General features: G+C 59.5%; 19 protein-coding genes and 1 tRNA gene. 13 read left to right on the top strand and 7 right to left on the bottom strand.

What is annotated here, in order from left to right; all coding sequences use genetic code 11:
* Positions 1-59 precede the first annotated feature (59 nt).
* From Q4610_RS18770 to Q4610_RS18740, 7 genes are all read left to right on the top strand, one after another.
* On the top strand, positions 60-335 hold the full coding sequence (locus Q4610_RS18770; protein WP_304537399.1) for a hypothetical protein: 276 nt from the start codon (positions 60-62) through the stop codon (positions 333-335).
* A 104-nt stretch (positions 336-439) separates the two neighbouring features.
* Positions 440-580 (top strand): hypothetical protein, encoded by a 141-nt coding sequence (locus Q4610_RS18765; RefSeq protein ID WP_304537398.1) that lies wholly within the window; start codon positions 440-442, stop codon positions 578-580.
* 400 nt (positions 581-980) lie between these two features.
* On the top strand, positions 981-1,217 hold the full coding sequence (locus Q4610_RS18760; RefSeq protein WP_304537397.1) for a hypothetical protein: 237 nt from the start codon (positions 981-983) through the stop codon (positions 1,215-1,217).
* A gap of 445 nt (positions 1,218-1,662) precedes the next feature.
* On the top strand, positions 1,663-3,273 hold the full coding sequence (locus Q4610_RS18755) for a type IV secretory system conjugative DNA transfer family protein (protein WP_304537396.1): 1,611 nt from the start codon (positions 1,663-1,665) through the stop codon (positions 3,271-3,273).
* Entirely contained in the window at positions 3,270-3,806 is a 537-nt protein-coding gene (locus tag Q4610_RS18750; protein ID WP_304537395.1) for a hypothetical protein, read from the top strand. Before Q4610_RS18755 ends, Q4610_RS18750 begins: the two co-directional genes overlap by 4 nt.
* Positions 3,807-4,175: 369 nt before the next feature.
* Positions 4,176-5,150: a MobQ family relaxase gene (mobQ, locus tag Q4610_RS18745; protein WP_304537394.1), complete on the top strand. Its 975-nt coding sequence runs from the start codon at positions 4,176-4,178 to the stop codon at positions 5,148-5,150.
* A gap of 2 nt (positions 5,151-5,152) precedes the next feature.
* Positions 5,153-5,659: a hypothetical protein gene (locus Q4610_RS18740; RefSeq protein WP_304537393.1), complete on the top strand. Its 507-nt coding sequence runs from the start codon at positions 5,153-5,155 to the stop codon at positions 5,657-5,659.
* 5 nt (positions 5,660-5,664) lie between these two features.
* On the opposite strand, the gene Q4610_RS18735 is transcribed toward Q4610_RS18740, so the two are convergent.
* From Q4610_RS18735 to Q4610_RS18725, 3 genes are all read right to left on the bottom strand, one after another.
* The gene (locus Q4610_RS18735) at positions 5,665-6,237 is read right to left on the bottom strand and encodes a tyrosine-type recombinase/integrase (RefSeq protein WP_304537392.1); all 573 of its coding nucleotides are present in this window, start codon (positions 6,235-6,237) and stop codon (positions 5,665-5,667) included.
* An 80-nt stretch (positions 6,238-6,317) separates the two neighbouring features.
* Positions 6,318-7,190, bottom strand: a complete 873-nt coding sequence (locus tag Q4610_RS18730; RefSeq protein WP_304537391.1) for a hypothetical protein — start codon at positions 7,188-7,190, stop codon at positions 6,318-6,320.
* A 723-nt stretch (positions 7,191-7,913) separates the two neighbouring features.
* Complete coding sequence (locus Q4610_RS18725; protein WP_304537390.1) at positions 7,914-8,606, bottom strand: hypothetical protein; 693 nt, start codon at positions 8,604-8,606, stop codon at positions 7,914-7,916.
* 18 nt (positions 8,607-8,624) lie between these two features.
* On the opposite strand from Q4610_RS18725, the gene Q4610_RS18720 reads away from it, so the two are divergent.
* Positions 8,625-8,960 carry a hypothetical protein gene (locus Q4610_RS18720; RefSeq protein WP_304537389.1) on the top strand — a complete coding sequence of 112 codons (336 nt, stop codon included), beginning with the start codon at positions 8,625-8,627 and terminating at the stop codon, positions 8,958-8,960.
* A gap of 131 nt (positions 8,961-9,091) precedes the next feature.
* Here Q4610_RS18720 and Q4610_RS18715 read toward each other — a convergent pair whose 3' ends face one another.
* The 3 genes from Q4610_RS18715 to Q4610_RS18705 form a co-directional block, all read right to left on the bottom strand.
* Positions 9,092-9,295, bottom strand: a complete 204-nt coding sequence (locus Q4610_RS18715) for a hypothetical protein (protein ID WP_304537388.1) — start codon at positions 9,293-9,295, stop codon at positions 9,092-9,094.
* A 942-nt stretch (positions 9,296-10,237) separates the two neighbouring features.
* Positions 10,238-10,320: transfer RNA gene (locus Q4610_RS18710), tRNA-Leu, on the bottom strand.
* 51 nt (positions 10,321-10,371) lie between these two features.
* The gene (locus Q4610_RS18705) at positions 10,372-11,706 is read right to left on the bottom strand and encodes a tyrosine-type recombinase/integrase (RefSeq protein ID WP_304537387.1); all 1,335 of its coding nucleotides are present in this window, start codon (positions 11,704-11,706) and stop codon (positions 10,372-10,374) included.
* Between the two features lie 260 nt (positions 11,707-11,966).
* On the opposite strand from Q4610_RS18705, the gene tig reads away from it, so the two are divergent.
* From tig to Q4610_RS18680, 5 genes are all read left to right on the top strand, one after another.
* The gene (gene tig / locus Q4610_RS18700; protein WP_304537386.1) at positions 11,967-13,577 is read left to right on the top strand and encodes a trigger factor; all 1,611 of its coding nucleotides are present in this window, start codon (positions 11,967-11,969) and stop codon (positions 13,575-13,577) included.
* Between the two features lie 138 nt (positions 13,578-13,715).
* The gene (locus Q4610_RS18695) at positions 13,716-14,693 is read left to right on the top strand and encodes a glycosyltransferase family 2 protein (protein ID WP_304537418.1); all 978 of its coding nucleotides are present in this window, start codon (positions 13,716-13,718) and stop codon (positions 14,691-14,693) included.
* Positions 14,694-14,790: 97 nt separating this feature from the next.
* Positions 14,791-15,426, top strand: coding sequence for an ATP-dependent Clp endopeptidase proteolytic subunit ClpP (clpP, locus tag Q4610_RS18690; RefSeq protein WP_304537385.1), 636 nt, complete (start codon positions 14,791-14,793; stop codon positions 15,424-15,426).
* 140 nt (positions 15,427-15,566) lie between these two features.
* Complete coding sequence (clpX, locus tag Q4610_RS18685; RefSeq protein WP_304537384.1) at positions 15,567-16,835, top strand: ATP-dependent Clp protease ATP-binding subunit ClpX; 1,269 nt, start codon at positions 15,567-15,569, stop codon at positions 16,833-16,835.
* A gap of 372 nt (positions 16,836-17,207) precedes the next feature.
* Positions 17,208-19,709 (top strand): TonB-dependent receptor, encoded by a 2,502-nt coding sequence (locus Q4610_RS18680; RefSeq protein WP_304537383.1) that lies wholly within the window; start codon positions 17,208-17,210, stop codon positions 19,707-19,709.
* Positions 19,710-19,761: 52 nt separating this feature from the next.
* Here Q4610_RS18680 and mtgA read toward each other — a convergent pair whose 3' ends face one another.
* Complete coding sequence (mtgA, locus tag Q4610_RS18675; protein ID WP_304537382.1) at positions 19,762-20,460, bottom strand: monofunctional biosynthetic peptidoglycan transglycosylase; 699 nt, start codon at positions 20,458-20,460, stop codon at positions 19,762-19,764.
* Between the last annotated feature and the right edge of the window lie 204 nt (positions 20,461-20,664).

The raw sequence follows: 20,664 nt of genomic DNA, 5'->3' as shown, positions 1-20,664 counted from the left end.
AACCAGTTTTTCAAGCACTTTCTGAAAAATCATGGCCTTTTTGATGGATGTTTTTCACGATGTACGAGTTTGCACTGATGAGCCGGTTTGTTGAGCTAGGAAAGCTCTACGGGCTAGAGCCTTGGCAATTCGATGTCGAATATAATCGCCAGTCTGGCGAAACCAGCATCGTGAGCAGACCAATCGGGCACGAGGAATACGCAAAATTCAATGATATGATTAAGGCGCTCGGTGTTTCGGAAGACGACAAAACCATTCCCTATGAGGAGGGACCCGAGATCTTCGCCGCGCTTGATGAAGCAATCAGAAGCGCGCCTCGGAAGTGGGCGCGCTAGCCCCGCTTCCGTCAACCCTACATACACTTCTGCGAAATTGGCTCATTTCAACTGCAGCCCAAGCGCTACGTCGATTGGGTGCATAGATGGAAATGGAGCAGTTCATGGACGACACCAAAATCATCTGCCTCGTCAAGGCCCTCGGCGAGGTGGCACGCATTGCGCTGGCTTTGAGTGCAGTCGGTCGTGCATTCAGGGTGTGGCGCAGGCGCGCCAAGCTCAGAGGAAAGCGTGAGGAGCCCTGACGCCGGGGCGGACGGCCTGCCAAACTGAGGGGCAGGCCCACCCAGGCCCCGTTTCCACTCAACGACGAGCACAATCAATCCAATTCGGTAACTGCGATTTTGGAAAGAAAGAGCCATGCCCGCCGCAACCCCATTCCCCGGTCGATGCCGGACTACCCCGATGGAAGGAAACTCAAAATGAACATACAGACCAGAATTGCAGCAGCCCTTGCGGCACTGACCGCGAGCATCATTCTTGTCGCTACCACCGTCAAGACGGTCATAACTGGAGGCTTCCTGGCCGCAAGGTAGGAGCTTCCTCCAATCCAACATCGTGACCTAACTAGGCGGCGCGCAGGTGCGTGTCCACGCAAGCAGACCTGCGCGCCGCTACTTTGAGCAACTCAAAGGAGAATAGACCATGTTCATGCCCAAATGCCCCGAATGCGGCGGTGCCGCCAAGTCCATCGAACCCGATGGGATCGATGCGCTCAATAACGGCGTCGGTGGCGCGCTGCGGTTCGAGAATATGCGCCACCATGCACACCCCCACATGCAGCTTGCCCATCTGAGCATCAAGATCGGCCGCGAAATCTACAAACGCATACCGGGCGGCGGCCTCAAGCAATGCACCAAGTGCAGCCACGAGTTCCGCTGACCCCACCTATCAGGAGAAAACCCATGACTGTAGGATGTCCTCGCTGCGGCAGCACGGACTGCGCGTCCAACGCCTTTCCGAACATGCCCATCGCCACAATTGCCAACGGCGTCATTGCTGAACGCCAGCCCAACTGGCTGAAAGACCTGCTAAGCCGATTGACTTTGTGGGCCGGAATCAGCGTCGCCAATCGGCTGCGCCCGCCATACAAATGCAATCATTGCGGCTTCACCTACGGATGAGCTGCGATTGGTTTGCGGAAGCCTTCGGTGCGACTGTCGATGATGTGAGAGCCAAACTCATTGATGAGGGCTGGTTCTCACGTCGGTCGCCCGAACCCTGGAGCCGGGGAGATCTGGGCTGGTCGCGCGACGACCAACCCAGATCCTCTGCGCCCGATGATCTCGGCATGGAACGCGGCATCGACCGCTAGATGGAGGCAATCATGGCGATGCCCGCCCGTGACCTCGACACCATATTATTCACCCTCGACAATAGCAGCCCCTACACCGTCCGCGACGCCTGCCAGGGCACGTTGATCCTCGGCGGCGTCGGCAGTGGCAAAACTTCTGGCAGCGGCGCGACGATCGCTGCGTCCTTCCTCAAGGCAGGCATGGGCGGGCTGGTGCTGTGCGCCAAGCCCGAAGAAGCCGACCTCTGGCGCGGCTATTGTGCCAAATTTGACCGCAGCGGCTCACTCATCGAGTGCGACGGCACCAACATCCATCTCAACATGATGGCCTATGAGCTGGCCCGACAGGGCGGCGATGGCCTGAACTCGGTGGTGGAACTGCTGATGCGCGTGCTGGAAATCGCGCGCAACGCCAGCCCGTCGCCGGGCCGGGCGGGCGAACATTTCTGGGACGACACGCTGCGCCAGATATTGCGCAACGCGATCCCGGTTTTGTTCGCGGCAACCGGCACGGTCAGAATCTCCGACCTGCTGCGTTTCGTGCGTAGTGCGCCCTCCAGCCCCAGCGAGATGGCCGATCCTGAATGGCAAAAGCAGAGCTATTTCTTCCATGTGTTCCTGATGGCAGCAGAACGGCTGCGCGCCGGGCCGGTCGTTGGATTTGACGACCACGCCGGAGAGCGCGCTACTAGCTATTGGCAAAACGACTATGCGAAGCTGGACCCCAAGACTCGCGCCTCCGTGCAGCTTTCACTGACGACAGCGCTTGATCGGTTCAATCACGGTTGGCTGGAACAGATGTTCTGCACGACCACCGATATTGTACCGGAACTCTGCGCGCACGGGGTTATCCTGCTACTCAATATGCCTGCCCTCACGAAAAATGAGGACGGCATCATTGCGCAGCAGATCGTCAAATATCTTTGGCAGCGGGCGATGCTGGCGCGCAATGCGCTGGAACAACCACACCAGCAACGCCCGACCTTTCTGTGGGCGGATGAGGTGCAGTATTTCGTCAACAGCTATGACGCGGAGTTCCTCTCAACCTGCCGGGGATCGCGCATCTGCACCGTATTTCTCTCGCAGAGCCTACCAACTTTCTATGCGAAGATCGGCGGCGAGAATGCCCATGACCGCACCCATCATTTGCTGGGAAATTTCGGCACCAAGGTATTCCACAATCCCGGTGGATGCAGCGAGACGGCGGATTGGGCTGCTCGCATCCTCGGCAAAAGCATCCAGTGGCGGCGCAACGAAAGCCAGTCGCAGGGCAGCAGCAGCCAGTTCGGCCACAATATGGGTGAAAATAGCAGTTGGGGAACCAACAGCAGCAGTGGTGGGAGCAGCAGCCATAATAGCGGCCCAGGCGGCAGCAGCTATGGCGGTGGCAGTAGCTGGAGCAGCGGGTCGTCGCGCGGTGGCGGCGACCAATGGGGGCGTAACCGCAGCAGCGGCAGCAACCATAGCCAGAGCTGGGGCGGTAGTGAGGTCAGCGACTGGCTGGTCGAACCCGGCCAGTTCAGCCGTATGCTCAAGACTGGTGGCCCGCCAAATGGCAACATCGTCTCCGCCGTCTGGTATCAGGCCGGACGCATCTTTCCGGCCAGTGGCGGCAACGCCCTTCTGGTGGAGTTTCGCCAATGAAACAGCCATCCCTCAAAACGCGCATCATCGGCTCGCCGCCGGTCGTGCTGCCCACGGTCGGGTTCTTCCTGTGGTCGGGCTACATGCTCCTGACGCAGGGCGATGATATGTGGCCCATGGCGATCACGGCAACGCTGCTCGTCGTTTGGGTCATGCGCGCTCATGAACAGCGCGACGCTTACCTGACATGGAAGCGCGCATGGAATGCCATGGCGGGGCAAACGCCACCACAGCGCAAGATCGTGAAGCCGCTAACTGGCATAGTCGGCATCATCGTGGTGTTGCTCTACGTGGTCGCGACGCTCGACCGGACGGACACGCAGGCAGCCCTCAGCCTGTCGGTCGTGGGCGTAATCGGCGCTTGCGCCATCTTCGCCGGTCGCAGCCTGTGGCGACGGCTGCGGAGACGTCGCGCCGCCAAGGCCGCGTTCGTGACGGTCTGCATACGCAGCCCGCTGTTGCCGGTGCCAACCCTGCAACAGGCTTATGCCGCCCTCCCAGCCCATTGCTGGGTCGTGCTGGGCGGGCGTTGACATGCCCGCCCGCATCATGGTCGCCCATGGGGCAATCGGCTCCCGCAGGGACCATGGCGGCCATCCCGCCATGCAACCGCCGATTGCCCTTTGCGGGCGGTCTGGTCGCTGCCCAGCCACCCGCAAGGCGACCGTCGCCATCGCCCCCATGCTCGCGGGAAACAGTCTGTTTCAGTGGCGCATTAGGAAATCGTTAACCACCGTATCCCCCATAATATCCTGCAAAAGGCCTCCCGCAGGGGTGCACGTTGTCCGCAACTTTAGCGGGCAACGTATCTGTGCACGCTTAGGCCTTTTTTCTGTTACGGAAACGAAACGATATGCCGTTGGGGGAGAGATGGATGGCGATGACAAACTAGGGGGAAGATGATGGCGATCTTCTCTATGCGGATGCAGGTCATCAAGCGCAGCGCCGGGCGCAGTTCGGTCGCGGCCGCTGCCTACCGGGCAGGCGAGAAGCTGGTCGATGAACGCCAGGGCATCACCCACGACTACAGCAACCGGACGGGGGTAGAGCATAGCGAAATCCTGCTGCCCAAAGATGCCCCCAAATGGACGGTTGGTATCGATAGGTCCGCCCTATGGAATGCAGTTGAGGCGGGCGAGAAGCGCAAGGACAGTCAGACCGCGCGGGAATTGCGCCTAACCCTGCCAAGGGAAATTCCGCCCGACCAGCGCATCGAGCTGGTGCGGGATTACGTCCTACGCAACTTCGTGTCTAAGGGCATGATCGCTGATGTGGCCTGGCACAACAAGGTTGCCAGCGACGGGCTGGAACAGCCCCATGCCCATGTGATGCTCACCATGCGCCCTGCGGTCGAGCCGGGCGGCTGGGGGCAAAAGGTTCGGCACGATTGGATCGCGTGCCCGCAGGGCCGCACCCACGACGACGGTAGACCAATCATGATCGAGAGCAACTCACAATCCTGGAACTCGGCGGAATATTACGAGCGGTGCCGGGAGGATTGGGAAAACACGGCCAACGCCGCGCTGGCGCGGGTGGGGTCCGCCGAACGGATCGACCGGCGCAGCCTATTGGAGCGCGGGTTGGCCCGGATGCCGGAGCCAGCCCTACGGCTGGCCTATTACCTCAAGGATTTGCGCGGGGCGCTCAAAGAGCGGTTCGGCCAATTCCAGATGGCCAAACATTATCAAGCGGTCGAGAGCCGCGCGAAAGCCGCGTTTGCGCGGATGGAAGAAGCGCCGACGCGGGCGGGCGATGCCGCGCGCAATTTCCAGCGCTTCTACGATTGGTTCGACCGGCAACTGGATCGGCTGGCCCCGCCCCGCGACGGGCCGGAACGCGAACCGCCACGAAGCACCACCTTTGACATGGAGCGTTGACGATGCCTGATTCCATTCCAAACAGTTGGGAACCCGATCCCCGCCAGGTCGGCAAGAACTGGCGCGATATGTTCCGCGATCCCCAACGCGACGGCCAGCCGCCTAGCCAAGCAGCCCAGCCACCTACGGCGCGGGACGAATTGCCCGACGAGGATGGCGGTGCGCTCGATCTGACGGAATACAAGCCGTGGATCGTGCAGCGGGTGCGCTCGCGCCCCGCGCTGATGCTGGAACTGCGGCGCTACGAACCACGTTCCGGCTTCTGGCACAGTTGGGGCCTGCCTTACCACGCACTGTGTACTGTTGAGTCTGTTGGTGATCGGATGCTAAGTTTAGATTTCAGTTCCGGGCGGCAGTTCGTCATTAAGGGGCGCGGCCTTCATGAATTGACACGGCATATTCAGCAAGGGACGGTGCTGGGAATCATCGAACACAGCATTGCGCTCTGGCCGGGGTCAATGACGCAGCCTATCGTAACTGCCATCCGGCGTGTCGACGCGGCAAGCTGATCGGCCTACGGCTCCTGCCACATGCGGCTGGCGAACTCGCTTTCTTCAGGTCCGACGGCATCGATATAGATTCCGGTAGTGGCGGGAGAGGCATGGCCCATCCAACGCTGAATTAGATTGGGTGGAACATTGCATGTCGCTGCATGAATGCCAAACCCATGCCGCAGACCGCGTGGGCAGGCCATGGGGCCGACAATAGACAGGCCATCCAACATGGCGCGGACACATCGCCACGCTGTTACTCTATGCATGGCCCAAAATCTGTCTTGGTTTTGCGGGGGTAGCGAAAGCAGCAACTCACAGAGGTGCCCAGGAACAGGCACCGTGCGGAACACAACCTTGCGCCGCTTCAACGTCCTGAAAGTGATGGCGCTCCGATCCACGTCGATCTGAAATCGAGCGAGCGCAAGCGCTTCCGATATACGGCAACCTGTATAGGCAAGCACAAGGCAGAAAGCTCGATCTGCAGGTGCCAAGGCATAGGCACCAGTGGTGAAACGCGTTCGCTCATCCTTGTTCAGGTATTTTCGCCGTCCATCGGCATCGTAGATATGCCAACCTGCTTCGTTCTCCCGCACTGCCCACTCCTGCAACATTATGGGCAATAGGGTTGCAGAAATAAATTCTCGATTCCGATCGGATGCGGTACGCGCCCGCTTCAGATGACGATTACGTTTTCCAATCCCTTCACAAGCACTCGCCGACGACCGCATTGCAAAACCACCGAGCTAGTTCCAATCCATATAATACGCCGCACATGCTTGCCACAGAGGGCTCCCACGTCAGGTTGCTGCAATGTGATCAAGTCAAGATCTCTCGGCTGCCTGAAAAACCAAGCGCGCTCAGAAAATCCGGATATGATGGATAAGACGAAGCAATATATTAATGTCACCTTCAGCAAGTGCACGGGGTCAAACCAACGAGACGGAACTCTAGGTAGCAGCTGTTCTTCGTTCCCGATGGTGAGTTCGGCGCTGACTGGAGCGGAAAAGGGTCCTCCGCCAAGATACGCGGCCATTACCAATGCAGCATACAGCCATCCAATAATCATGGCGCCTACAATTAGTGCAACTCCGTCACCGCTGGGGGCTGCGGCGGCCACTATCGAAACACCCGAAAAAGAGCCGACAATCCCTAGTATTACCAAGCTGAAAACAATGCACACTAGGAAGCTGAATACGAGATAGTGTCCAACATTTGTCAGTGTGGTGCGCCAGCTCCACGGTTTCATCCGGCGCAACGTCATATGAATGGCTCCGCTAAAGTATCTGGCTATCAGAAATGTCAGAGGCAGCGTCAATGAGAAGATCCATGTTGACCGTGCAGCGAAATTAACTCCAGCGATAACAATGTCGTCAACAGTGACAACATCGGAAAATCGTATGTTGTTTAGTTGCAATGTTAAAAATAACAGCGTGGATGAAAATATAAAACTTAAGATCGTCAGTATGGAGGATACTTCTACGACGATCTTGAATGTCTGCCGTAGCCATTTCAGTTTAGCTACTCCAAGCGTAGGTAATAGACTCACGGATGCTCCTCACGTCACTATCGGGCGTTGAACTAAAGAGGTCGTGCTGGCACGTGAGTTTAAACCCTCGAACAGGTTATAGCGAGTCGTGTATTTTACCAACGGAGTTCGTTCCAAAGCGGCTTTCAAGGTGTGCTAAGTGACTGATTGTAAACCATTGACCATGCAACAAAATTGCCCATAATGTTGCATGCGGGCAAAATCCGAACCTCAGGAGGTTCGGACTATGCGCACTTTTACCAAGACAGCCATCGCCGTCGCCGCCGCCTTAGGCGCGTCGGCTCCAATTATGGCTGGCGATCTCCAAAGCGAACGCGATATGGTGCTGCGCGAGCTATCCGGTGACAAAGTCGCGCGGCGGCGGTCGCTATGTGCGACTGGGAAAGCGGCATCGGCTCAGGCGGACATACGAGCGGCAGGCATGGAAACGCTATCGGCAGCGGCGTACTGCGTCACGGTCTTGACGCGGATCGGACGGGATGGATCGCTGGGGTATGTCAGCGTGAGGAAGGGTGAAATGCCGTCGTCGCTTCAGTTCGACACAGGGTTCGTCCGAGGATTTTCTCGCAGAGAGGTGCTCCGCACGGATGTACCATCTATGTCGGCACTGTTGCCGGTCGCGGACAAGTGCCTTGGCCAGCAAGAGCCAAATGGTCGGCTCTGCAACTCGGTGGGCTATATCCTAGGCGCGCGTGCCGCACAGGGCGAACTGGTCCCAGTCTCCTAAATCGTCCGCAATGATGAGCGCGTCGGCACCGATGCAGCGACACCATGGTTCGGCGTTGCTGCTTTGTCATATTCTACAAGTGTGATTCCCAGCGCCTTCACGTCGGCGAACGCATTCTGCAATGAATTTGCGCCGCTAATCGGCGCGGAAGGGGAAACGCTCGCAGTCGGATGAACTGGCTCGAATGACTCTTCAGCCTCCCAGCGCAGTTCCTTGACGCCTTGAACCAATCGGTCGATCTCCCTGCCTGAAACGGCTACCCCCTCTTGCGCGACGAACGCTTTCATCGCCTCCATAGGATTGTCGGGATGCGCGGCCAGCAGGGCATCGATTTCGGCGTCTGATTTGCCCTTGGAGCGCATGATGGCGCGCAGATCGTCGCGCATATTCTCATCGAATTTCGACACGTCCTTGCCGTCGCGGATCATTCCGGCGCGCAGGGCGGCGGTGCTGGCGGCGAGTTCGTCAACGCGGCGCAACAGCGCGGGATCGGCGCTGCCGCCATGCACGGCCAGGTCCACAGCCTGCCCATAAGCCGCGCCGCTGGCTTTGAGCGCGCCTTCTGGCCCACCCTCGGCGATTCCGGCGTCATGCTGCTTGCGGCGATCTTCCTCACGCTGGCGGTAGGCGTCGTGCTCGGCGTCGTTCTCGAATTGCAGCAGGCCGTCATACTGGCGCAGGTCGCGCATGAAGGCGGTTGCCTGCGATTGCGCCCGGCTGGCAAGACTGGCCAGTGCCGCGCCTTCGCCGTCCGCGCCATGGGCAGCGGTGCGGGCTTCCTGCACGGCACTCTGGCTTTGTGCGACGGCAGCGACAATCTCGCTGCGGAGGGCGGCGAGTGCGGTCGAGCTGGCGGTGCCGATCTGCTGGCGCAGTTGGGTAATGTTTTGGAGTTGGGTTTGCGCGGTGGCGGCATCGCCGCCGCTGCGCGTCAGTGCGGCAATAGCCGTTTCCAGATCGAATTGCGCCACCACCAACTGGCCGACCATTTCAAGGCGCTGGCTAGCCAGCGGGTCATCCGTGGCCGGATGACCCGGCCCTGAAACTGTCATATCGCCGTCTATGGTTCGCCTCTGCGTGCGTGAAACTCGCCCTATCATAACCGGCCAACTGCTAAAATTTGGTTAATATATCCCTAACGGCCCAAAGCGAATGCCCTGGGCCGCTATCGCCGCTATTCGGCGCTGGCGCGCTCGGTGATTGCGCGCATGATGATGCGGCCCGTGAGCGGCAGCGCGTCATACTGGAGCGAAAAGCCCTCGCCGTCGCGGTTGGGCCATGCGGCCCCGATCGGCGTCCAGTTGGCGTTCTTGCCTTTGCCGGTAACGAGGAAAAGACGGTGAGTCGGTTTGGCGGGGGTCGTGGATTGATTGGTCATGGTTGGCTCCTTGGTTGTGCCTCCGGCCTATCCGGTGGCTTCGTGGGAGCCGTTCGCGGCAGGCCATCGAGCCGTCCGGTCAAGGTCGCGCCAGCGCCCGACAGGGGCGAACCTGCACAAGCGCAGCGCGGAAGGGAGCGCCTTGACCGGCGGCGGGACTGCCGCATCGCTCCTCCACAAGAAGCCCTCCGATAGGAAGGTGGTGCGGCCATGGGGCATGTGACCTGACAAGCTGCCACCTCCGTCAACCGCAAGGCATGACGTGGTTCAGTGAAGGCTCGGCAGGATCGTCAGGGGTGCCTACCCGCGTTGGCCCTTCGGGAAAGGCGTGGGATGCGGGCGGTATCGCCGACCGCGCACCCCGGAAAAGGCTCCTCGCTTCCTTCGTGCAGCAGCGGCCCGCTGGCGCGGCTGGCGGCCTGTGTCCGTGGCGCTGGTCCGGTCGGCGGTTCAGCCCCCGTCCACACGCAATCCCGCGCGGGGCGCATCCGGGGAGGAACCCATGACGACCACCATCATTCTGCTGACCATTAACAGCATCGCTCAACTGATTGCAGCGGTAGCGCAACTCATTGTCGCGTTACGGCGATGGCCGTAGCTTCGGCTACGGTTCAGCCTGAAATCCGTTGAGTAGAGCCGTATTCCTTTCATACGCCTGTAATGGCGCGATTCGCGAAGCAAACGCCGGATAGATGGCGGCGACTCGCGGAAATCCAGCCCGTCAGACATGCGGAAAGGACGCCGGTGCTCGTAACTTCCAGAGAGAGGCTCCATTTTCCAAAAGTGATTGTATATTTTTGTTGCGATGGCTGCACCCCGTTCGGTGTGCTGAACGCCACCGTGCCGCCCGTTCGGGCGGCTCTTCGCGAAAGCGGGCAGGGCGACCGGTTCCGGTCTATCACCTGCCCGCAAGCACTGGGCCTTCGCCCAGAGAAAGGGCAGTGGTGCGGCTAGAGGGACTCGAACCCCCACGGTTGCCCGACTGGACCTAAACCAGTTGCGTCTACCAATTTCGCCATAGCCGCACGCAGGATGCGAGCCTATAGTTCGCCAAAGTCTATAAGCCAAGCAAATCGTTAGAAGCCGGGTGACTGTTGATCCGTTTGCTTCCTCATATCGCGGCGTTCGCGCAACTGTTTCGAGGCGGCGCGCGCGGTCTTGGAGCGGCGGGTGTTCAGGCCTGATGGGTCCACCAGTTCGCGGATATGAGCGGCGTAATGCTCATGGATCATCTGCACGCTCGTGCGGCAATTATTTGCTACCTGCACGATATTGGCCCCATCCATCAGTCGCATGGAAATATAGGTATGGCGGAGGCTGTATGCCGTGCGGGGCTTGCCGTCCCTGTCATATTTCAAGCCTTCCTCATCAAGGACGGCGTTGAAAACCTCTCGATTGAACTTTGGGAAGAGGGGAGTGCTGGGGAGCAGGCGAGCAATGGCCTGATTGTCGTGCCCTTGGGCACGAAGCTCTGCCTCACGCCGTGCTTTCGCTCTTTTATAAGGCAGAACAGCACCCGGCATGGTCTTGCAATAGCCCACGCCGGTTTTGCCGCGCACGTCGATATCGAGGATTTGCTTTCCGGTCCGTTCGCCATCAATGATCTCGTCGATCACTTCAATGTCCCGGATTTGCAGGTTGCCGATGGTTTCGTCGGGCCGCAGGCCGCTGTTACCCTGAAACAGCACGAAATCGTGGGTGTCAGCGTATCGCTCTTCCCAGCCAGGACGCTTACCATTGGTGATTCGGGCGCGCGTGGCTTCATAGAGCCGTTGGTATTCCTCTGGGGAAAACCACGCGCGCCGACTCTTCTTCGTCTTCTTCAAGAAGGGGGAGGAAAGGTTTGGAACGAACGCGATTTGCCCTTGGCGCTCGCAGTATTTGAGTACCTGCCGGACGTGAACCACCTCCTGCAATAAAGTGCTGCGGGCAGGGGGCTTTCCTTTCTTCTCCGTCGTTTCCGCTAAGCGCTGCACGAGATAAGATTGCATTTTGCCGCTGGTGATAGCGGAAACCTTATCCTTGCCGAAATAGGGCAGGAGGTGCCGATTCATCCGCAGCTCCATGTATTGGGCATATTTCGGGCTGCGCACGCTCAGGGCCAGCACCTTCACCTCGGCCAGATATTCCTCATATGCCTGCTTGAAGGTCGGCTCATGCTTTTTCGGCTTGGTCGAATGATAGTTGACGGAGCGAGAGGAGGGGGGCGGGTCTGACAATTCTCCACGGCGCATTTTGCCGTGAAGGCTCAAATACCAGTCCTCTGCGATCTCCTTCGCAAGTGCCAAGCTCTCTTGCTTGGTGCTTTCGCGATAGCGCTGCCCGCCGACCCGCGCCGCACACTGCCAATAGCGTCCTTCACCGCGCTTATAGACCTGCAAACGCCCATCGAACAAATCATGGCTGGTCATTCGCGGCCTCCTGCATTATGGGCGATCGACTTAAAGATTGGTGGCCGTGTTGTGTCCGCAATGTGTCCAAGGGTATGAAAGCAAATGTTGAACAGAAGTTGTTGAAAACATAGCATAAAAACTTTCCCTTGTCCTGCAATTTGTGGATTTAGGTTCTGGTATCGCAAGATGTGGGGGTTCGAGTCCCTTCGCCCGCACCAGTTGCGCCGCCTGCGGCCAAGCCACCGAAATTCAGCTGAAGAAAGCGTTTGAGAGAAGAGATGCAGACTGTCGAGACGTTGAACGAGGGCCTGAAGCGCGCCTATACCGTGACCATCACGTCGAAGGATATCGACGCGCGGGTGGAAAAGGAAGTGGCCGCGATCGCACCGCAAGTCCGCATGCCCGGCTTCCGCCCCGGCAAGGTGCCCGCCAACCTGGTAAAGAAGATGCACGGCGAATCGCTGCAACGCGATGCGCTCAACAATTCGATCCAGGAAAGCATCCAGAAGCTGATCGCTGACCAGAAGCTGCGTCCTGCGATGCAGCCGTCGGTCGAACTGGACGAGGGGTTCGAGTTCGGCCAGGATGCCGAGATCAAGGTCGCACTGGAAGTGCTGCCTGAAATCGCCGCGCCCAGCATCGATGGTTTGAAGCTGGAACGGCTGACGGCGGAAGTGGCCGATGCGCAGGTTGATGAGGCCGCCGGCCGTATCGCCGTCCAGCAGGGCGCGCTGGAAGAATTTCCCGCCGGCCACAAGGCGAAGGACGGCGACACGCTGACCATCGACTTCGTTGGCAAGGTCGACGGTGAAGTATTTGAAGGCGGTTCGGCCGAGGGCGTGAAGCTCAAGATCGGCGCGGGGCAGTTCATCCCCGGCTTCGAAGAGCAGCTTGCCGGCGTCAAGAAGGGCGATGAAAAGACCATCGAGGTCACTTTCCCCGAAGATTATGGCGCGGCGCACCTGGCGGGCAAGGCGGCGACTTTCGATGTTACCGTCCAGTCGATCCTGGATGGCGACAAGCCCAAGCTGGATGATGAATTCGCCAAGTCGCTGGGCCTGGAAGGCATCGGCCAGCTCAAGGATCTGCTCAAGGGCCAGATCGAGCAGGAACATAACGGGCTGACCCGCACGCATATGAAGCGCAAGCTGCTCGACCAGCTCGCCGCCGCCCATGATTTCGACGTGCCGCCCAGCATGGTGGAGGCCGAATTCAACCAGATCTGGCAGCAGCTTCAGCACGAAGCCAGCCATGAGGAAGATCCGGCCGCCGCGATCGCTGAAATGGAAGCGGAGAAGGATGATTATCGCGCCATCGCGGTGCGTCGCGTCCGTCTGGGCCTGCTCCTCTCCGAAATCGGCCAGGCCAATGGCGTTGTTGTCAACGATCAGGAAATGAACCGCCTGATCATGCAGGCGGCGCAACAGTATAGCCCGCAGGATCGCGAGCGCTTCGTGCAATATGTCCGCCAGGATCCCATGGCCGCCGCCCAGTTGCGTGCCCCGCTCTATGAGGACAAGGTCGTCGACTTCCTGTTCGAAAAGGCTGAAGTCACCGACCGCGTCGTGACCAAGGAAGAGCTGGAAGCCGCGATCGAGGCCGAAGATGGCGACCTGAAGCCCCATGTCCACGGTCCGGGCTGCGGCCATGACCATGACCATGACGAGAAGCCGAAGGCCAAGAAGGCTGTACCCAAGAAGAAGGCGGATGCTGATGCCGAACCGTCTGCTGAAGAGGTGAAGGCCGACGAAGCCGAAGAGGCCCCCGTCAAGAAGCCTGCCGCCAAGAAGGCGGTAAAGAAGGATGAGGCCGTGGCCGATGATGCCGCCGGCGAGGACAAGCCCAAGAAGAAGGCTGCTCCCAAGAAGGCTGCCGCCAAGGCCGAATAAGCCTGCCTTCAGCAAAATGATCTGCGCCCGGCTTCCCTGGGAAGCGCGGGCGCTTTTCATTTCGGGATCGGCATGGCAGACGAAATATTAATCATGTTGTCCGATGCAGGCGGCAAAGGGCAGGGATTGGTTGCGACGATGAAGGAATTTCCCGCAGTGAATGGCGAAACGGCCGTGGCAACCCCGCGCGTCGCGGTGATCCTGCCCTGCTATAACGAAGCCGGCGCGATCGTGCAGACGGTCGAGGATTTCCGCCGCGCGTTGCCGACCGCAACCATTTATGTGTTCGATAATAACAGCCGCGACGGCAGCCGTGAACTGGCGGCCGGGGCAGGGGCGATCGTCCGTCGCGTCAGCCAGCAGGGCAAGGGGCATGTCGTGCGCCGCATGTTCGCGGATGTCGATGCGGACATCTATATAATGGCCGATGGCGATGCGACCTACGAAGCCGCCGCCGCCCCCGCGATGATCGCGGCGATGCTGGAGGATAATCTCGACATGGTTGTCGGGTGTCGCCGGGATCAGGTGGAGTCGGCCTATCGGCGTGGCCACCGCTTTGGCAACTGGGCGCTAACCAGCCTGCTCAAGCAATTGTTCGGCCGCAGTTTTACCGACATTCTTTCGGGCTATCGCGTCTTTTCACGCCGCTTCGTCAAGAGTTTTCCGGTCCTGTCCGCCGGTTTCGAGATCGAAACCGAAATCAGCGTCCATGCGCTCGAACTCGCGATGCCGGTGGCGGAGGTGATGACGGCCTATGGCGCCAGGCCGGAAGGATCGGAAAGCAAGCTCAGCACCTATCGCGACGGATTTCGCATCCTGCGTACGATCATCACCCTGTATCGCATCGAGCGGCCGATCCTCTTCTTCGGCATCATCGCGGCCTTTCTGGCGGCGCTTGGCCTGGGGCTGGCGGCGCCGCTGATCGTTACCTATCTCCAGACGGGCCTGGTGCCCCGCTTCCCGACGGCGATCCTAGTGACGGGCCTGATGATCCTTGCCACCCTGTCGGCCATGTGCGGGCTCATCCTCGACACTGTGGTGCGCGGGCGTCGTGAAGTACGGCGGCTGGCCTATCTCGCCTTTCGCGCGCCATCCGATTTCGCGTGCCGCGATTAGGCATCGATGTGGGCGGGGCATCGTTCCCCCCTTGAACCATTCGCTTTTTGTCCCGATGTAGGGAGTGGGCAAAAGCAACTACCCGGAAAAGAGCACAATGACCGATATCATGTCCGATCCCATGGCCGCGCTGGTCCCTATCGTCATCGAACAGTCGAACCGCGGCGAACGCAGCTTTGACATCTATTCGCGGCTGCTGCGTGAACGGATCATCTTCGTCACCGGCCAGGTCGAGGACCATATGGCCTCGCTCATCGTTGCCCAGCTCCTGTTCCTCGAATCGGAAAATCCGAAGAAGGACATATGGATGTACATCAACTCGCCCGGCGGGGTGGTGACGGCCGGCATGGCGATCCATGATACGATGAAATATATCCGGCCCCAGGTCGGGACCGTGTGCATCGGCCAGGCTGCGTCGATGGGCAGCTTCCTGCTGGCCGCCGGTGAACCGGGCAAGCGCATCGCGCTGGGCAACGCCCGCATCATGGTGCATCAGCCGTCCGGCGGCGCGCAGGGCATGGCGTCCGATATCGAGATCCAGGCCAAGGAAATCCTGCGGATTCGCCGACGCCTGAACGACCTCTATGTCAAATATACCGGGCAGACGCTGGAAGCGGTCGAAAAGGCCATGGACCGCGATACGTTCCTGGAGGCGGATGAGGCCAAGGCGTTCGGCCTGGTCGACGAAGTGTTCGATCGCCGTCCGGCTCCGGCGGAAGCAACCGACGCCTAAAGGACATCTTTACCGCCGCGCGCCACTTTCTACCCTTGTGAAACGGGCGCGCGGCGGTCTAATATGGCGTTTGGACCAGAAATCCCCCGCCGATCGCGGATCTGGTGACTGTTGACTGGAGGGGGAAGAGAGAATGGCGAATGACTAAGCTAACCGGGTCGGATTCGAAAAGCACGCTTTACTGCTCCTTTTGCGGCAAGTCGCAGCATGAGGTGCGTAAGCTGATCGCGGGACCGACCGTGTTCATCTGCGACGAATGCGTGGAATTGTGCAACGACATCATCCGCGAGGAGACCAAGGGCGGTCTTGTCGGCAAGAAGGATGGCGGCGTGCCCACCCCGCAGGAAATCTGCGATGTGCTCGACGATTATGTGATCGGTCAGAAGCGCGCCAAGCGCGTGCTCTCGGTCGCGGTCCACAATCATTACAAGCGGTTGAACCACGGCTCCAAGCCGGGCGAGGTCGAACTGGCCAAGTCGAACATCCTGCTGGTCGGCCCGACAGGCTGCGGCAAGACGCTGCTGGCGCAGACATTGGCCAAGACGTTCGATGTGCCCTTCACCATGGCCGACGCCACCACGCTGACCGAAGCGGGCTATGTCGGCGAGGATGTGGAGAATATCATCCTCAAGCTGCTCCAGGCGTCGGACTACAATGTCGAAAAGGCGCAGCGCGGCATCGTCTATATTGACGAGATCGACAAGATCAGCCGCAAGGCCGAAAACCCCTCCATCACCCGCGACGTGTCGGGCGAAGGCGTGCAGCAGGCGCTGCTCAAGCTGATGGAAGGCACCACCGCCTCGGTCCCGCCGCAGGGCGGGCGCAAGCATCCGCAGCAGGAATTTCTACAGGTCGACACGACCAACATCCTGTTCATCTGCGGTGGCGCTTTTGCAGGCCTGGAAAGAATCATCGGCGATCGGCTGGAAGCCAAGTCGATCGGCTTTGGTGCCCATGTCGCTGCGCCGGAAGAACGCCGCACCGGCGAACTGCTGCGCCAGAGCGAGCCGGAAGATCTGCTCAAATTCGGCCTGATCCCCGAATTTGTCGGTCGTCTGCCGGTGATCGCGACGCTGGAAGATCTGGACGTGACCGCGCTGGTCAAAATCCTGGTCGAGCCGAAGAATGCGCTGGTCAAGCAATATGGCAAGCTGTTCGACATGGAGAATGTCGACCTCAGCTTCACCGACGACGCACTGGTCGCGATCGCGAAGAAGGCGATCGAGCGCAAGACTGGCGCGCGTGGGTTGCGCTCCATCCTGGAAGCCATCCTGCTGGACACCATGTTCGATCTGCCGTCCATGCAAGGTGTGGGGGAAGTCGTGGTCGACAAGGATGTCGTCGCAGGCACCAAGGAACCGATTCGCGTGTTCAGTGAGAAGGAAAAGCGGGCCGAAGACGCGGCCTGACCTTCCCTTACGGAAAGCCCGATTTGACGAGGGGCCAGCGTATGATCGCTGGCCCCTTTTTCATTGGCCATGCGTGCGGCGCACAAAAATTCTCGCCGCGTTGCAAAATTGCACCACTGTTAAACAGGCGTTCTGGAATTCAGATAAGTCATTAAACTTCAATATATTACGGGCAGTCAGGATGCGCCTTCAAACTGCGGTGACGGAGGCAGGGGAGGAATGTGACAGTCCTGCGGGTGCGTTGTAACATAATTGCAATCAGAGCATCACAGGGCCTTCGCCAGACGCCGCCAGAGAGCGGCTCCGGCTTGCAAGAGCATCACAGCATCAGGTGCCGACAGGCGCCACTCTTGAAAAAGGGATAAGGGTCACATGAAACAGTTTCTGATGGGCAGCGCCGCGATCATCGCCGTCGCCGCCCCTACTGCAGCATTCGCGCAGTCGACCGGATCCATTGAAACCGAAAATAGCATTATCGTTACAGGTGCGCGCACGGCATCCAACGGTGTCAGCGGCGTCGTTATCCCGGATTCGACCAAGGCCCGCGCTGTCCTGACGCAAGAGATCATCGCGCGCCAGCCCGCAGGCCAGACCATTTTGAATGCACTCAATCTGGTTCCGGGTGTCAACTTCACCCAGTCCGACGCTTATGGATCGGCCGGCGGCAATATCCGCATCCGCGGTTTTGACGGCAACCGTGTATCGCTGACCTTCGACGGCATTCCGCTGAACGATTCGGGCAATTATGCGATCTATCCGAACCAGATGCTCGACCCCGAACTGATCGAGCAGGTCAACGTCAATCTGGGTGCGACCGACATCGATAGTCCAACTGCGTCGGCCGCAGGTGGCACCGTCAACTATCGCACCATCATGCCGAGCGATGATTTTGGTGTCCTGATGTCCGGTTCTGCGGGCGAAGATGATTATTTTCGTCTGTTCGGCATGGTCCAGACAGGCGAGATCGGACCATGGGGGACGAAGATGTTCTTCGCCGCCAGCACCGCTCGCAATGACAAGTTCAAGGGGCCGGGCGGTGTCGAGAAGCAGCAATATAACGCCCGAATCTACCAGCCGATCGGCAGCAATGGCGACTTTATTTCGCTGGCAGGCCACTGGAACGTCAACCGCAACAATTTCTATCGCAACCCCAGCGTCAATGACATGCGCACCCTGTTCGGTACAGGCACCGTGCCCGCCTCTGGCAGCATTTCAGCCGCCAGTCCCGTCTATCTGAAGCTTACGAATGCGCAGCAGGACGCGCTGTTCAACTTCGAAAATGACGCGGTCTGCAATTCGCCGGTTACCGGATGCACCAACTATTATGGCGTGCGTATCAATCCGTCGAATACTGGCAATGTGCGCCTTAATTCGCGCTGGACGCTGACCGACAATCTGATCTTCACCGTCGATGGCGCCTATCAATATGTACTGGCCAATGGCGGCGGTTACACGTCGATCCGCGAAGATGCTGCCCTGATCAAGGGTTCGAAGGCGACCGGCGTCGATTATAATGGTGATGGTGATACGACCGATACGATCGGCTTCTACACGCCGAACAACACCAACACCAATCGCTACACCCTGCTGGCATCGTTGATCTGGGACATCGCGCCGGAACATCGCGTGCGTGTCGCCTACACCTATGACCGCGCCCGTCATCGCCAGACCGGCGAGTGGGGTTATCTGGGCAGCAACGGTGCGCCTGAAAATGTATTTGGCGGTCGCAACGGGCGGCCGGTGCTGAATGCCGACGGTTTCCAGATGCAACAGCGCGACCGACTCTCGATCGCGCTCCTCAATCAGGTTGCCGGCCAGTATGTCGGTAAGTTCATGGACGAAAAGCTGCGCGTTGAAGTCGGCGTTCGTGCGCCCTTCTTCAAGCGCGATCTGGAAACCTACTGCCCCATTCAGACATCGGGCAGCGGTTTTGCGACCTGCACCAGCCAGCCGACCAGCCAACTCGTTATCGTGCCACCAACGCAGGTTGCCCCCTTCCCAAGCAACTCGCTCTACGCACCGTTCAAGGCTGACTATAAATTCAACAAGGTTCTGCCCAATGTCGGCCTGACCTACAGCCTGACGCCGGAAGCCAGCTTGTTCTGGAGCTATGCAAAGGGTATTTCGGCCCCACGCACCGACAATCTGTACCGCGCGCCGATCATCGACATCACGCCCGAAACGACCGACTCGTTCGATTTGGGTGCCCGTTATACATCGCGCAAGATCCAGGCGCAGTTGACGACCTGGTATATCAGCTTCAAGAATCGCATCGTTACGTCGTTTGATGCTGACCAGGGTATCTCGGTCGATCGCAACGTCGGCAAGGTTGAGGCTTATGGCGTCGATGCCAACATCGCTTATCAGCCGATCAAGGAACTGACGCTCTACACCTTTGCATCCTACAACCACAGCCGCCTGAAAAACGACGTGCAGATCGGCAGTTGTTCGACGGTCAATGCAGCCATCGGTTGCTCCGCCCTGGGTCAGGCGATCTTCGCACCGACTGCCGGCAAGCGTGTTACCGAGACACCTGACTGGACTGTTGGCGGTCGGGCACAGGTCGAAGTCGGTCCGGTGTCGGTCGGCGCACAGGCTAAATATGTTGGCAGTCGCTTCGCCACAGATGTCAACGACGTCAAGGTGCCGAACTACACGCTGGTCGATCTCGACGCCCGATTCAGCCTGGCACAATGGGGCGCGGAAAAGACCTACTTCCAGTTGAACGTCACCAACCTGTTCAACAAATTCTACTTGGGCAACATCAGCACGCAGATCAACGCCGGAACCATCCAGGGGTTGAATGGCGCCAATCCGAACTTCTCGGTGGGTGCGCCGCGCACGATCATGGGCACGTTGACGGTGGGCCTCTGATCTTCACGATCAGCCAGAACACAGGAGGGCGGGGAGCGATCCCCGCCCTTTTTTATTGCAGGCAGCCATCCAGCCCGTCGCGCTGCACCACGCCAATCCGCGCGGCGATGCTGTTGCCATAGCGGCGGGTGAAGCCGCTGGGGGCGACGGCGGCACGCTTCTTGGGGAGTGGCAGGACGGCGGCGATGCGAGCGGCTTGCGCACGGGTCAGCTTGCCCGCGCCATGGTGGAAGTAACGGATCGCGCCCGCCTGTACGCCATAGGTGCCGATGCCGGTCTCCGCGACGTTCAGATAGACTTCCATGATCCGGCGCTTGCCCCAAACTGCCTCGATCAGCACGGTGAACCAGGCTTCCAGCCCCTTGCGGACGAAGCCGCCGCCCTGCCACAGGAACACATTCTTGGCCGTTTGCTGGCTGATGGTGGAGCCGCCCCGAATGCGGCCGCCGCTGGCATTGTGGATCGCCGCCTTGGCTATGGCATCCACGTCGAAGCCGTGATGGCTGCAAAATTTGCCATCTTCGCCGGCAATCGCCGCCCGCGCCATGTCGGGATCGATCTCGTTCAGGCTGGTCCAGTCCTTGGTGATGCCGTTCGGGTCGAGCAGCATGGTCCATGTCACCGGCGGCGGCACGAAGCGGTAGATCACCACCATCATCAGCGACAGGGCAATGAAGATGAAGAGCAACTTCAGCGGGATCATGATCCAGGGGGATCGACGGCGGCGGGCAAAGGGAGATGGCGCGTTCATGCCGCCAGCGTAACGCGCTGGCGGCAGGGTTCAAGCTGTCGGTTCAAGCTGTAGGTTCAGGATAGGGGCTATGCCATTTGCCGCATGTGCCATGGTCCAGCAGCACGACCGTCAGCAAAGCGCCTGTGGGTCCTCTTAATCATCAGGACAAGCGCCTTGTCGCACTCTATGCTGCGCACTCACCGCCGATAAAAGGGAGTGAGG

It is taken from the genome of Sphingobium cyanobacteriorum (assembly GCF_030580935.1).
Taxonomy (GTDB): domain Bacteria; phylum Pseudomonadota; class Alphaproteobacteria; order Sphingomonadales; family Sphingomonadaceae; genus Sphingobium; species Sphingobium cyanobacteriorum.
The sequence above is the reverse complement of the archived record's forward strand: the minus strand, read 5'-3'. Positions and strand labels throughout refer to the sequence as shown.

Coding starts and splice junctions, on each gene's coding strand:
- Q4610_RS18705 (WP_304537387.1), bottom strand. CDS start 11,706: ATGACCAGCCATGATTTGTTCGATGGGCGTTTGCAGGTCTATAAGCGC.
- Q4610_RS18760 (WP_304537397.1), top strand. CDS start 981: ATGTTCATGCCCAAATGCCCCGAATGCGGCGGTGCCGCCAAGTCCATC.
- Q4610_RS18755 (WP_304537396.1), top strand. CDS start 1,663: ATGGCGATGCCCGCCCGTGACCTCGACACCATATTATTCACCCTCGAC.
- mobQ (WP_304537394.1), top strand. CDS start 4,176: ATGGCGATCTTCTCTATGCGGATGCAGGTCATCAAGCGCAGCGCCGGG.
- clpP (WP_304537385.1), top strand. CDS start 14,791: ATGACCGATATCATGTCCGATCCCATGGCCGCGCTGGTCCCTATCGTC.
- Q4610_RS18695 (WP_304537418.1), top strand. CDS start 13,716: ATGAAGGAATTTCCCGCAGTGAATGGCGAAACGGCCGTGGCAACCCCG.
- Q4610_RS18725 (WP_304537390.1), bottom strand. CDS start 8,606: ATGCGCGACCTGCGCCAGTATGACGGCCTGCTGCAATTCGAGAACGAC.
- Q4610_RS18740 (WP_304537393.1), top strand. CDS start 5,153: ATGCCTGATTCCATTCCAAACAGTTGGGAACCCGATCCCCGCCAGGTC.
- Q4610_RS18770 (WP_304537399.1), top strand. CDS start 60: ATGTACGAGTTTGCACTGATGAGCCGGTTTGTTGAGCTAGGAAAGCTC.
- tig (WP_304537386.1), top strand. CDS start 11,967: ATGCAGACTGTCGAGACGTTGAACGAGGGCCTGAAGCGCGCCTATACC.
- Q4610_RS18750 (WP_304537395.1), top strand. CDS start 3,270: ATGAAACAGCCATCCCTCAAAACGCGCATCATCGGCTCGCCGCCGGTC.
- Q4610_RS18765 (WP_304537398.1), top strand. CDS start 440: ATGGACGACACCAAAATCATCTGCCTCGTCAAGGCCCTCGGCGAGGTG.
- clpX (WP_304537384.1), top strand. CDS start 15,567: ATGACTAAGCTAACCGGGTCGGATTCGAAAAGCACGCTTTACTGCTCC.
- Q4610_RS18680 (WP_304537383.1), top strand. CDS start 17,208: ATGAAACAGTTTCTGATGGGCAGCGCCGCGATCATCGCCGTCGCCGCC.
- mtgA (WP_304537382.1), bottom strand. CDS start 20,460: ATGAACGCGCCATCTCCCTTTGCCCGCCGCCGTCGATCCCCCTGGATC.
- Q4610_RS18715 (WP_304537388.1), bottom strand. CDS start 9,295: ATGACCAATCAATCCACGACCCCCGCCAAACCGACTCACCGTCTTTTC.